9 protein-coding genes and 2 pseudogenes are annotated in these 12,353 nt (G+C 55.7%); 4 read left to right on the plus strand and 7 right to left on the minus strand.

Annotated elements, in window-relative coordinates; genetic code table 11:
- Positions 1–47: 47 nt before the first annotated feature.
- From J5276_RS25410 to J5276_RS25420, 3 genes and pseudogenes are all read left to right on the plus strand, one after another.
- Positions 48–370: pseudogene (locus J5276_RS25410) on the plus strand (helix-turn-helix domain-containing protein); the annotation flags it as partial.
- 195 nt (positions 371–565) lie between these two features.
- The gene (locus tag J5276_RS25415; protein WP_247750003.1) at positions 566–1,939 is read left to right on the plus strand and encodes a hypothetical protein; all 1,374 of its coding nucleotides are present in this window, start codon (positions 566–568) and stop codon (positions 1,937–1,939) included.
- Complete coding sequence (locus tag J5276_RS25420; RefSeq protein ID WP_209159844.1) at positions 1,939–3,819, plus strand: CHAT domain-containing protein; 1,881 nt, start codon at positions 1,939–1,941, stop codon at positions 3,817–3,819. The genes J5276_RS25415 and J5276_RS25420 overlap by 1 nt, the downstream gene beginning before the upstream one ends.
- Here the strand turns inward: J5276_RS25420 and J5276_RS25425 are convergent.
- From J5276_RS25425 to J5276_RS25435, 3 genes are all read right to left on the minus strand, one after another.
- Positions 3,809–6,307 carry a S8 family peptidase gene (locus J5276_RS25425; protein ID WP_209159845.1) on the minus strand — a complete coding sequence of 833 codons (2,499 nt, stop codon included), beginning with the start codon at positions 6,305–6,307 and terminating at the stop codon, positions 3,809–3,811. The two genes, J5276_RS25420 and J5276_RS25425, sit on opposite strands and share 11 nt — an antisense overlap.
- Before the next feature lie 65 nt (positions 6,308–6,372).
- A complete protein-coding gene (locus J5276_RS25430) occupies positions 6,373–7,353 on the minus strand; it encodes an AAA family ATPase (RefSeq protein ID WP_209159846.1) in 981 nt (326 codons plus the stop codon).
- 9 nt (positions 7,354–7,362) lie between these two features.
- On the minus strand, positions 7,363–7,533 hold the full coding sequence (locus J5276_RS25435; RefSeq protein WP_209159847.1) for a hypothetical protein: 171 nt from the start codon (positions 7,531–7,533) through the stop codon (positions 7,363–7,365).
- A gap of 323 nt (positions 7,534–7,856) precedes the next feature.
- Between J5276_RS25435 and J5276_RS25440 the strand changes: the two genes are divergently transcribed.
- Positions 7,857–8,297, plus strand: a complete 441-nt coding sequence (locus J5276_RS25440) for a hypothetical protein (RefSeq protein ID WP_209159848.1) — start codon at positions 7,857–7,859, stop codon at positions 8,295–8,297.
- Positions 8,298–8,539: 242 nt separating this feature from the next.
- On the opposite strand, the pseudogene J5276_RS25445 reads toward J5276_RS25440, so the two are convergent.
- From J5276_RS25445 to J5276_RS25460, 4 genes and pseudogenes are all read right to left on the minus strand, one after another.
- Positions 8,540–9,318 (minus strand): annotated as a pseudogene (locus tag J5276_RS25445) (LysR substrate-binding domain-containing protein); the annotation flags it as partial.
- Between the two features lie 71 nt (positions 9,319–9,389).
- Positions 9,390–10,139: an NADPH-dependent F420 reductase gene (locus J5276_RS25450; protein ID WP_209159849.1), complete on the minus strand. Its 750-nt coding sequence runs from the start codon at positions 10,137–10,139 to the stop codon at positions 9,390–9,392.
- A 45-nt stretch (positions 10,140–10,184) separates the two neighbouring features.
- Complete coding sequence (locus J5276_RS25455) at positions 10,185–10,895, minus strand: nitroreductase (RefSeq protein ID WP_209159850.1); 711 nt, start codon at positions 10,893–10,895, stop codon at positions 10,185–10,187.
- A gap of 63 nt (positions 10,896–10,958) precedes the next feature.
- Positions 10,959–12,269, minus strand: a complete 1,311-nt coding sequence (locus tag J5276_RS25460) for an NtaA/DmoA family FMN-dependent monooxygenase (protein ID WP_247749996.1) — start codon at positions 12,267–12,269, stop codon at positions 10,959–10,961.
- Positions 12,270–12,353 lie beyond the last annotated feature (84 nt).

The following is a 12,353-nucleotide window of genomic DNA, read 5'->3' on the forward strand; positions in this document are numbered from 1 at the left end:
CTTGATGACGGCAGACTGATTGACAACGGTGGCCTCAAAGCCATCAGGTGGATCGGCGTCGGCATCGCGACCAGGAAACCCGGCTGCTCGCCATCGCTCACAGTTTTTTGGCGGCCGCCGAGATCGGCATGAAAGAACGTGACCGGCTGGTGCTCGCGCGAAAAATGTTCGAGCGGAAGCTGGAGGGCGGCGGACATCCTCGAAACTGCCTGAAATTGATGGAATTGGTGATGCCGAAGCCGTTTGTGTCGGCCGGGATGGTGGCGAAAGCGCTCGACGTCACGCCGCAGGCGACGCGGTGGATCTTCTTTAACTGGGCTTGAGGGAATGACGGGGAGGGTGAGAAGTTCGGGCGTGGGGCGTGATCTAAAGCGAACACTGCCAGCTACCCGGCGATCTCCGCTCGGATGCACTTTGGAACCCGCCAAGAACATCCCTGAGACAGGACGTAAAAACTTCACCGCTTTTGTTCTGGTTTTGATCGCTTTTTTGACAACAGCTGGTTGTTTTTACGGTATCAAGCAAACAGAATAAACATGGGGAACCGATTTTTAGCGTGAGCAAAATGCACCCAGACCTTGTTATATTTTTGCCTGGCATCACTGGCTCGGTTCTTATGAAGGACCGACAGGTGTTGTGGGGTTATTCGCCTACAGTCTTCTGGAACTCCGTCGTAAACAACGGATTGGACCTGCTTGAAATCAACGGCGATGATAGCGGCGACGAGGATCTAGATGACGGGATCGTCGCTTCGGAGCTAATTTCTAATGTCACGATCGTGCCAGGTCTCATCAAGCTGGACGGTTACTCGATCGTTTCAAACTTTCTTCAGGGTGGCCTCGGGCTGGTGAAGAACAGGAATTACTATGAATTTGCCTACGACTGGCGACGCGACAATCGCGTTTCAGCGAAAAAGCTAGCACGTTTTTGTGATGAGAAGCTTGCGTCCTGGCGAAAGGAAAGCGGCAGCAGCGAAGCTAGGGTAATTCTTGTTGCACATTCCATGGGAGGATTGGTTTCCCGGTACTACGTGGAATGCCTGGAAGGTTGGAAGACGACCAAAAACTTGATCACGCTAGGAACTCCTCATCGCGGATCATTGGATGCCGTCAATGGAATTTGTAATGGCCTTACAAAATCTGTTGGGCCGGTTGTACTCGCGGACGCCAGCCGAGCATTTCGATCATTTCAATCTTTGTATCAGCTGCTACCGATATACCCATCGATCAAGGATCATGAAGAGGGACTGAGACGCGTAACTGAGGTCATCTTACCGAATCTGGATATAAATCGTGCATTGCAGGCACGACGGTTTCACGACGAGATCAATGATGCACATGAAAAAAATCTCCTGAGCCCTGACTACCAACGTTCGCAGTTCTCGGTTTCGTCGATCGTTGGGATCGATCAACCCACCTACCAATCCGCGCGGTTGATGCCTGAAGGTAAGGTTCAAATGCTGCGCGCACACAGCGGCAAAAATCTGGGCGGCGATGGAACGGTTCCCCGCGTCTCTGCGCAGCTCACAGATGGAAATGGGGTATTCTTTGCCAACACCCACGCATTTCTTCCTAATGCTCGCCCGTGTATGATGCATTTGAAAGGCGTGTTGTCCGGAAGCTCAATAGACCTCTCTCTGTTCCGTGGTCCTGGCGACTCATCCGGCATCGGTCTGGATGTGAGCGATCTCTACTCCGCCGGCGAGCCCGTGGTCGTTCAAGCCACCATAAAACAGTATCGTCAAAAGCTAACTGCTGAGTTCAGACGAGCAGATGTCGAAGCTCAGCCAATCCGCGTGGATATGTATCCCATGGACGAGATGTATACGTGCTCAATCCATTTGAACCCCGGTTTATACAGGGTGACTATCGAAGAAGCGGGGCTTGAACCTGTAGGTGACGTGTTCGCGGTGGTTGACACGGACGGAGTGAGCGGCTGATGTCCGATCCCACAGGAAGAGAGCCCAACTACGGGGAGCCCGATATAACGCTGCCGGACACAGACTGGCAGTATCTAGTGGACGCGTTCAATGGGCGCTATGAGAACTCTTTAATATCTCTAGTCATCAACTTTTCCGGCGGCGTCGCTGAAGTCAAAGGCGAGATAGCCTCCGAAAAAGCTAAGGCTCATCTTTTGGACCTGGTTAGCCGGCATCCAAAAGTTCAACGGGTGAACGAGGAATTGGTGGTTAAAGCGCCATTTCGCTCGGCCGAACGTGACCCTAACGATGCCGCGTTTGAGCGTTTGCAGAGTGCGGTCGCATTCGATGGCGGTGATGTGCCAATCACCCTATTGCGGTACCCGCATGTGTCGATCGCGGGGGAATTGCGCGTCGGCGAAGACGTAGTTATCGCTGTCTACCTCAATGAGGAGCCCGATGAGTTTACGGCTGAAGAACCTACGCAAATTACCAACGTCAGTGCGAATTGGTCCAAGTTTAGCGTAGACGTCCTAATTCATTCGGCCGAACTGGTCCTCGATGACGAGGACGATATTGCTTCCGTGAAGCTCCGACGTGGCAAGGGGTGCCAGCCTGCTCTCATACGTGCAAAGGTCGCCGACAGCGCCACTAAAACTGGCTCGGTGCAGTTGAATATTCAACTTCTCTACCAAAAACGCCAATGCGGATTTGCGAGGCGCACGTTCCAATTGGCGACTACGGAAAGAGAGTGGACAGCCCCCACGGCCCCGGCCACTTCGGATGATCCTGCAGAGGCGCTGAATTTTTCAGCGCCGTCGTCAATAGATTCAGCCGCAGAAGCGTCAACTCTTGTGGTCGCTATCTTTCGACAAAGCAATGCCGACGCGGGTAGTTACACTTGGGTCACAATGTCCGGCATCCAGGGTGTGGGCAGGCAAGTTACCAGCGATCATTTCAACATCGGCGACGCTCGAAGCTTTGCGGAGAAGCTTCTTCACACCTGTCCGACTCTACGACCAGGTGACCATGGTAGGGTCATGCAGGGAATTGGTGAAAAAGTCTGGGGGGCGACACCACCGAATTTCCGAAAGCATTACCTAGACCTTGTGAAGGAACACGGCTGTGATTTTCCGATACAGTTCTTCACCGATGAGCGCTTCGTGCCTTGGGAGATTATGTGCCCTGAGGTCAACGATATACCAGGAGAACATCTATTCATAACCCACCCAATCGCCCGGTGGCCTCAAACTTACAAGTCCTCGCCAGCCTCAGTATTTGCTGACGGGGATGTAGTAAGTTTCGTACCTAGTTACGGCCCTAGGGATCTGCCGTTCGCTCGGAAGGAGCTCCAGTGGCTTTGTGAGAACGTTAGTGCAATAGAGCAAAACGCCACCCGAGCGGGGCTTTTGGCACTTCTTGAGACGCCTCCCGAAACTAAAATCAGACTAGTTCACTTCGCCGGGCACGGCGCTTGCGCAAAATCAGAAAGTTCCGCCCTGTTGGAGATGTCGGACGGCGAGAAAGTGACATTGGAAGAAATCGACCAAGGCCGGGTTAAGTTGGGACAGCGTGACCGCAGTCTCGTTGTGTTGAATGCCTGCGAAATGGGAACTGAGATTGTTGAATTGAACATGCCGACGGGGTGGGCGACCGCGCTCACTGCACGTGGGTTCGGGGGCGTGTTGACACCCTTATGGCGCGTGGCGGATCAGCACGCGAGCAATCTCGTGACGGACACGATTGAGCAATTTTTGCTGAAGGGTGAGACTATTGCTGAAGCGTTGCGCAAGTCGAGAGCGGCCTCAAAAAATAGCTCATCGACCCCTTTTGCGTATGTGCTGTATGGCGATGTGATGGCCAGAGCATCCAAGGATACACTTCGCAGAACTACACCGTGACTAGATTCCGGATGGCGGCGCGCACGGGCTGATAGATGTTTGCAGCGCCGTCTGGGACACGAATAGACACGATCAGAGAGAAGTGAACCTGACGTTGGAAGCGTCCACTCTGACGCAGATCCGCCCACCAGCCCTTCACCGGTGCAACCGAAATTCCATCTCGCTCAGCCAGTTCGTAGGCTGGCCCCTTCCATATGTCATGCTGAAGCGTACCCGTGCCGCTAAGACGCTTTCCGGCTATCCAGCCATCGTCGGTTCCCCCAAAGCCTGCGTCCTCTTCAAGAGCGTTGAATCGTGATTGGGCTTTGACGTCACTCTCGCCAAATCGACGAAGGTCGAACTTCAGCCGGTGTGACGGGTATCTATCATACCGATTGCGAGCGATCGCATGTGGATCGGGCTCCACAAAGTAGGAGAGAGTACAGCGCATTTCGACATCGGTTTGATTCAACGCCGCCAACTCCGAACTTGGCCACGGCAGTTTGAAATACTTCATCTCCTTCAAACGAAGTTGGTTGCTGTCACCAATCTCGTAAGGATCAAGGTTGTCCTCGATAATCAAGGTCATTTCGCTTTCGGTACTCGCGAACAACCTCTCTTCGTTCGGAGTACCCCAACCATATCTGCTGAGCATTGTTCCCCAGGGATCAGTCGTCAGGTGCGAACCTCTGAGCTCGCCAAGCTGATTCAACATCGCTGGTGTCCACTCAGCAGAATGAACTAGCATACCGCGGATCGTCTCCATCCTTAAGCTAGGGTAGCGTGCCATCAGTCGGGCGGCAAGGTGAGCGGCCGCAGCGGTACCGGCGCTGGTCTGGCCGGTCATAGCCAGAGGATTGGACCTCACATCCCGAGAAGTTGTTAGAACGAGGTTCAGTGGGGACGGGCTGGAGAAGATTTCATCGTCGTCGATTTCGTGGTTACCACCCTCCATCACGATGTCCGGCTTGCGAGCACCGCGAACAAGCCATTCTTGTGAGGTGCGCGATGTCGGCGAAAGATCGCCGCGCGAGGCGACCAACGACGCGCGTCCATTGGTTTTTTCTGTGAAGGCGCCAACCGACAGCGCATTCAAAGCTTGAGCTGGTGACTGAATTCCGTGTCGACGGTTCCTGTCGATGTAGTCGGCGACCTGATAAGGTTCGTCATCTGTGGTATCAACGTTACCGACTGCCACGCAAAAAAGACGGGAAGAGATGCCATCTCCGTAGGCCAATCTGTCCAATGCTGCGGAGGTGGATGAAGGCCGTCCATCTTCGGGTTCGCCCACTGCAGTCTGTGCGAGGCAAAATACTCGCGCAGCCGGCTCACTTTCTACGAGTTCAACGGCTCTACTAATAGCGTCGTGTGCTGGGACGTCTTGTCCACCTAAAGGGGCGGTTACAACGACCGATTCCAATGCAGTTGAAAGAGCTATTTGGCCACGTCCAGATGGTACATCACCTAGATCGCGAAACAGTGCAACTCCCGCCATCTTCGTCCCGTGGCCATTATGGTCGGAAATGGCCCAGTCGTCGCTGACAGAATAGCATCTAGATCTCGGCAGGGAGGCCGTTAGCAGTGGGTTGGCAGCATTAACTCCTGTGTCAAGGACGGCAACGCGAGGTGCCGAGGCTGGTGCAGGCACTACCCGCCCAGCAAGTGAACCGATTAAGTCATGTTGACCTTCTGGTGTGGCCGTCATGTAGTCGGAAACAAACGAAGAAGCGCTGCGTAGCTCGACGACCGCACCGCTTCTGCGCATCAAACTCAACATATCTTCAGGAGTGGCAATCAGGTTCCGAACTGCTGTCTCTATGAACATCGTACGATTGCTTTGGATATCGATATCCAGGGATCCTAAGACTGATCGGAAGGCGTCTTCATAGTCATTTCTGGTCCAGACCTCCCACTTAACTTGATCCTTTTTTCGTGGGAAACTGTCGATGTTATCGGTCCAGAAGTCGCGAAGGTTTGCGGGCCGAATTAACGCGGCGCTTTCAAAGAGCTTGAAATTTGTCGGGCGGCGTGTGTCTTCTTCATCGTTGTCACCAAGGAGATCAGCGTATCCATTGTCGTCCCACTCTTCGTATTTGGTCAGTGCTTCTGACAGTGACTTTAGCGAAGATTTCGACACGAAGAAGTTTGCTAGCTCAACGCCGGGCTCATTGCCCAGGTTTTCCTTGGATAGGTTTGCCTGATGGGTAAGGAGTTTAAGTCCCCTGGTGGTTGAACGCGCGGAATGGCTCACGAAAAGAGGAACGTCCTCACGGCTTTCTACCGTGATCGCCATACCTCGGAGCTTTGCAGGAACGCCTGCCGTCCCTTGTTCTTTGCGAATTTCATCTAGTTCTGAACCCAGGGCGCGAAGGTTCTCCTTCAGCGCTTGCGCATGCTCGCGCCTGTTTTCGACTGATTTCGGCTCTTTATTCCCACCCCTGCCCACAGCGCGGTATTCCTGCGAAGCGACACCGATATTACGGGCAAGCAAGTGAGGTAAAAGAGCCATCTTAACCATCTTGAGCGTTAGTTTTCAAAGAGATGCGATGGTAGCAACGCAATGTCAACACTCGCTTACTCGTTGTGCAACGCTTTTCGATCCTTGATTGCTTGGGAGAGGATTTCGGTCGACATCCGCCCATCGTGATCAAGCACGGCATCCCGTGAGGCGTCATCAGCGACGGCTACGAGATCGGCTTGACTGAGGCCATCAATCTCGGACATCAATTTGGTCCAATGGACCTTCTTTACGTCAAATTGTCTCAGGTGATTGCAAAGTACCCTCTGAGCTTCATCGGCATTTGGTCGCGCGTAGGAGAACGCCGCGTGAAAACGTCGGAAAATCGCCGGGTCCAGCAAAGTCTTATGATTGGTCGCAGCGACTATAACGCTGCCCGACTTATCGTCCTCAAGAAACTGCAGAAACGAATTAAGCATCCGGCGTGCCTCGCCGACGTCGTTCTCCGAATCTCTGCGGGATGCGAGCGCATCAACTTCATCGAAAAAGTACACCCCTCGACTGGCGCTCATGGAATCGAAAACCAGACGCAGCTTGGACGCCGTTTCGCCCATAAACTTCGTAATAACGCCATCCAGAAGAATCGTGAACAATGGAAGTCCTAGTTCACCCGCGATGGCCGCGGCCGTCATTCCCTTGCCGGTGCCCGGAGGGCCCGAGAACAGGAATTTTCTGCGCGGGCTGAGCTCCCGTGCTTCGAGCAGATGACGCTCTTTGTGTTCGCGTACGATCCCTTTGATCCGACGTGTCAGGTCGGGACCCAGAACGAGGTCGGGCAAACCGGTCTCGGGATAGCTCGCGCGCACCAGTCCGGCCAGTTCGCCGCGTGGAGAGGCGAGGGGAATCGGAGCCTTTGCGGACGAAGAACTTTTATCGCGGCGAACACGCTCGACCACACTTCGAATCTCGCCGGCCACTCTCACGTGACCCGAACGATCAGCATCTGAGGCAATGGTCTCCGCGATCGCCAGGAAACGATCATCGTCTCCGGATGCGTGGCTCTGGATCATTCCTATTAAATGCTTGGTGGCCGTCATGCCTTCCTCCTATTTTACAGCGTCGCTGCCGTCGAGCAAATTTTCAAGTGCTGCTTGCAGCCCCGGCGCCACCCGATTTAATTCATGCAATAAATGCAACGCGTGTTTCAGTTCCCGTTTTCTTGTAGCAGGCCATGATGGAGTGTAGCTTTCTAGAAAATGCGTCGCTGCTGCCGCCATGTCTCCGGACATCGCGTTTGCGTGCAAGGCTCTGCCAAGACTCGAAGGATGAACGTTAATTTCGCGCGCGACCTGTCGCATCGACAAGTTCAAGTGAAGCCGTTTCTGCTCGATGGCAGCGCAAAGCTCTGATGCATCTTCTCGTTTTGGTCGACCACGCATTTTGCATATATTGCATAAAATAATATTTCTTGCAACGATCGGCGATGCATCTGATCATAAGGTCCATGGCCGCATCCATTTACCTACCTTGGAATGTGATCTGGCAGGTGCCTTAATAAGGAGCCGAAAGAGCGATGCGCCACGATGACATCGGTCAGGACATGCGCGATCTGGCCTTTGACTTCTTCTACTGGTTTTCCCGCTTCGAGTTCGCGCTGAAGGAAAAGCGTTTCCTGAAGAACGAGGTCATCGGTGCGCGTGCCGATCCCAGTTGGGACAAGTTCGTTAAAGTCCATCGCGCCGCTTACATCGCATCATCTGCCGCGCATGCGCTCCTTGCAGAAAAGCCCCGGCGCCAGATCGTCGGCGACCCGGAACATGGCTTCGAGGATCTCTCCTTTTCCCCGAACACTGCCGACCTCGACAAGGTCGTGGCCTACGCGAAAGCCGTGCGGAACAATCTTTTCCATGGCGGCAAACACGGTCATGACCAGTGGGACGATCCGGCCCGCATGCGCCGCTTGCTCAAACTAACCATTACCGTGCTGGCCGAGTTGGCCGAGCTGGGTGATTTCGGCGGCGACTATGACCGTTTCTATTGACCTAGAGTCGCGATGATGCCCGCCGCAATGGCTCTCTGAACTACATGAACCAACGTCCGCTTTTTGGCATCTTCTACACTACGGCTGGGAACTCGAAAACTGCCACGTATCATTCGCACCGCAGAAGAAAAGCCGACGTCCCCGCTGATTTCAGGGCGTTAGCACTGTTCCGATGAAGGGGTCGTTGGTTCACATCCTTTCAAGGCGAGGCCCCGGAACACACACGGATCACTTACGAGACATCAGGCTGCAATATCCGCGACGTTGCTTTCGTTCGTCCTCAGCATCGCCTCACGGATTTGCTGCCGCAACCATGCGCAGCCAAGATCGCTGTCCATCTGAAGCGGCCAGACCATTGCCACGGGTGGAAAAGAAAGCGCCAATGGCACCGGGCTGACCTCAAGTCCCAATAGCGGGCCATTACGAAGCGCAATGCGCGAAGATACGGTGGCAATCACCGCAGATGAACGCGCGGTGGCCAATATCGACATGAAATCGGGAGCTGCCGCCACGACTTCCAGTTCTGCACCTGCATGCTCCAGCGCATCCTTGACGCAGCCATGCAGGCTGTCCGTCTGCGAGATCACCGCATGTTGTGCGGCCATATAGGCATCAAGATCCACCGGATTGGCGAGCTTCAGAAATTGGGGATTGAAACAGCACAATACGCTGGACTGATACAGCGGCTCGCTATGGTGCCGTGTGTCCGGCAGGTAACTGCACCCCAGGGAAATATCGATGACGCCCGCATCCAGCATCGCGTCGACCTCCTGCGCATCACCACCGCGGGCGAGAATACGGATGCCCGGCGCGATATCCCGCAACCGCGCCGTCAGATAGGGAAGCAATAGCAGTTCCACCTCGCTGGAAAGTCCCAACCGGAATGTGCGTTGCTCGGCGGCCGGATCGAATGCGTCCGCCATCAACACGGCCGCCTGTGCCTGCTGCAGAGCCTGCCGCACTGGGCCGGACAAATTCAGCGCGCTGCGGTGGGCTTCATCACCTGGCCTACACGGACGAATCTCACAGGCGATAGTCCGCCCGAAAGAGGCGGGTGAACGCCGGCTCCCTAAGGACAGCCGGCGTCTTCACTTACATGTAGACGATCCGGTTAAGCTTTGTGAGGAAATCGGCGTCCGAATTCGAGAGCTGAGCCATGCCGAAACGCTCCTGCACGATCTGGGAAACCAGGTCGCGGCGCTGGGAAAGACGCTCCTTTTCGGCTGATGCCAAGGCGGTTGCCATTTGTTCCCTTTTCAGACTGGTGCAGTAAACCGGGGAACCAGGCTGTTGACGCCAAGAATCTGCAAGCGATCCGGCGTCGAACGGGTCAAAACCGGTTTCATCGACCAGACGCATGGCCACGTCCCGGTCAATGTCCCGGTCCGCGGCGACGGGAATCGCGATACGGTCGGGGCTGCCCGGCGGCTTCCCGAGTTCCGAAAAGGCCCGCGCTCCGACGGCGTTCCACGCCTTAGCGATCGGTCGGCCCAGTTCCTCGGCGACCCACAGGCTTTCCACCTGACCAGCCTCGATGGCGTCGATCTTGTTGTCTCGGATGGGGTAATAGTTGGCAGTGTCGATCACTACCGTGTCCGTTGGGACCTCGGTTAGAAGCGATTTGATGTCTGAGTGCTTTGCAAACGGAATCGATAGAATGATCACATCGACATCCCTCATTGCTTCCTCGGCCGTGACGGGCCTGGCACCGGAAGCCACTATTTCGGTCTCGATGGATTCCGGGCCCCGTGAATTTGCGATCTTGATGTCATGGCCGGCTTTTGCCAGTTCGCGGACGAGCGTCTTTCCGATATTGCCCGTCCCTAGAATTCCTATTTTCATGATAACTTCTCCGTTTTCAGTGCTTATCGACGCTCGGCGCCGGGCTTAGGCGTGAAAGGTGGTGCTTTCCTCGATGGCGGCCTTGCCGATCCGGTAGCGGTTGGCGGCGGCGTCGGCATCGGGATAGCCGAACGACATGCCGAATAGCAGTTTCGACGCAGGATTGATGCCCAGCACATGCCGGATCGTCCCGGCATAAAGGCCAAGCATCGTCTGCGGGATCCCGCCGAGTCCATGGGCGGTCAGTGACAGCAGGAATGTCTGCCCATACATGCCGACGTCACCGGCGACGCGCACGTTGTCGCCCACATCGGGCATGAAAAGCAGGGCGACATGCGGCGCCCCGAAAAATCCAAGATTGAACCGCGCCACGGTGCGCCGCTCCTCGTACGCTTCGCGCGAGACACCAAGCGCCTGATAGTACGCCGCGCCCTGATCCCGGGCCCGCTGCCAGTAGGCGCCTGGATAGTCATCGATGGCAAAGCCGAAATCGGGCGTGTAGCGGCCGGCATCGTCATCGGCAAGGATTGCCCTGCTCAGCGCATCGCGCTTTGCACCGGAAACGATGTGGACCTGCCATGGTTGCGTGTTGCAGTTCGACGGCGCATGCTGCGCATCTTCGACCACCGCCCGGATCAGCGCGTCGGGCACAGGCAAGGGTAGGAAACTGCGGACGGAATGGCGATTACGAACAACGTCGTGAAAAAGTGCGGGTTCGGACACTTTGGTTCTCCATGAACAGCGCGATGAAGTCATCGCTATTGCATTTCGAGGATTCTTTTTAGGTAGTCATGCGCCTCCTAGCTCCGGAAAGATCTTTCAGCCAATGACCCGCGGGTCGAGCCCGTATTGAGCGGGCGCGTCGAGATGATCTCGCAGCGTCGTGCCCTCATAATCCCAATGAAAAAGTCCGCGCTCCTGGAGTATCGGAACCACGCCGTCGACGAACGCATCGATTCCGTCCTCAAACACGTCAGGCGACAGCCAGAAGCCATCAGCGGCGCCGGCTTCGAACCATTCCTGCATATGATCGGCGGCTTCAACGGCCGGGCCGACGATCGCTGGGTGATAATCGATCACGCCATGGGCGAGAACGTCGCGCAGGATCCAGCCTTCACGTGCGATCTTGAGGGCGTGCGCCGAACGAGGGTCGCCGGGCGACGGACGAGCGGAGGCCAATTGCTCCGATGTAAGCGGTGCGTCCAGATGGCGTGGGTCGAGCCGCAGGCCCAACATTTGACCTAGATACAGGACGCGTTGCGGAAACGTCTGCCAGCTCAGCGCAATTCGTCGGTCCAAGCCTTCGCGTCGATTAGGCGCGATTGTCGTCATCAAACCAGCGAAGAACTTGACTTCGTCAGGGTTCCTCCCAGCTTTTTCGGCGGCGTTCCGAAGGGCGCTTCGCTGAGCGCGTGCATCCTCGATTGTGAAGACGGCGCCGATCACGCCGCTGGCATAGCGGCCCGCAACCTCCATCCCCTGAGCGCCGCCGCCGGCTTGGAAAATCACCGGCTGGCCCTGTTCCGAAGGCGGGAGCGGAAGCAGTCCGCCAGCGGCCACATGGCGCCCTTTCAGATTGATCGGACGGAGCTTGTTGGAATCAGCGAACCGGCCGGATACTTTATCGTGCAGCCACGCGTCCAATCCCCAGCTGCCCCATAATGCCTGTACAAGCTGAATGAATTCATGCAGTCGTTCATACTTCTCGTGTCGTGGGGGCAGGGCTTGTCCGTAGAGGGCTGCGACATTAGAATCGCTGGAGGGTACGGCATTCCATCCGACTCGGCCGTGGCTCATCAGGTCGAGCGCTTTGAATTGTCGAGCCAAATTGAAGGGTTCGTTGAACGTAGAGGACCCGGTGGCAACCAACCCGATCCGCTGGGTCTCGCGCGCCACGGCAGCGAACGTCAAAAGCGGTTCGTTGATATTCAACGGAGCCTCATTCTCGAGAGCGTTTTGCCACGCAGGAAAATCCGGGGCGAACAGGAATTGAAACTTACCCCGTTCAGCAGCTTGAGCGTACCGCACCTGACTGTCGAAACTCGTGTAATTCCTCGGGTCCACACCCGGCATCCGCCATGCGCCAGGTTGCGTGCCGTAACCGGCATTCAAAACCATCCCAATGATCATTTGCCTAGTCATGGCGATTCCCGACTGCCCCTGTTCGCGGCATCTTGCCGTTTGGGTGAACTGATCCGTGAGCCGTTCGCGAAA

The sequence above is a fragment of the Agrobacterium sp. S7/73 genome, assembly GCF_019355535.1.
Classification (GTDB): Bacteria; Pseudomonadota; Alphaproteobacteria; order Rhizobiales; family Rhizobiaceae; genus Agrobacterium; species Agrobacterium tumefaciens.

Excerpts from the sequence above, each read along its gene's own strand:
- J5276_RS25455 (WP_209159850.1), bottom strand. The coding sequence starts at position 10,895 with ATGACTTCATCGCGCTGTTCATGGAGAACCAAAGTGTCCGAACCCGCA.
- J5276_RS25420 (WP_209159844.1), top strand. The coding sequence starts at position 1,939 with ATGTCCGATCCCACAGGAAGAGAGCCCAACTACGGGGAGCCCGATATA.
- J5276_RS25440 (WP_209159848.1), top strand. The coding sequence starts at position 7,857 with ATGCGCGATCTGGCCTTTGACTTCTTCTACTGGTTTTCCCGCTTCGAG.
- J5276_RS25435 (WP_209159847.1), bottom strand. The coding sequence starts at position 7,533 with ATGGCGGCAGCAGCGACGCATTTTCTAGAAAGCTACACTCCATCATGG.
- J5276_RS25415 (WP_247750003.1), top strand. The coding sequence starts at position 566 with ATGCACCCAGACCTTGTTATATTTTTGCCTGGCATCACTGGCTCGGTT.
- J5276_RS25430 (WP_209159846.1), bottom strand. The coding sequence starts at position 7,353 with ATGACGGCCACCAAGCATTTAATAGGAATGATCCAGAGCCACGCATCC.
- J5276_RS25450 (WP_209159849.1), bottom strand. The coding sequence starts at position 10,139 with ATGAAAATAGGAATTCTAGGGACGGGCAATATCGGAAAGACGCTCGTC.
- J5276_RS25460 (WP_247749996.1), bottom strand. The coding sequence starts at position 12,269 with ATGATCATTGGGATGGTTTTGAATGCCGGTTACGGCACGCAACCTGGC.
- J5276_RS25425 (WP_209159845.1), bottom strand. The coding sequence starts at position 6,307 with ATGGCTCTTTTACCTCACTTGCTTGCCCGTAATATCGGTGTCGCTTCG.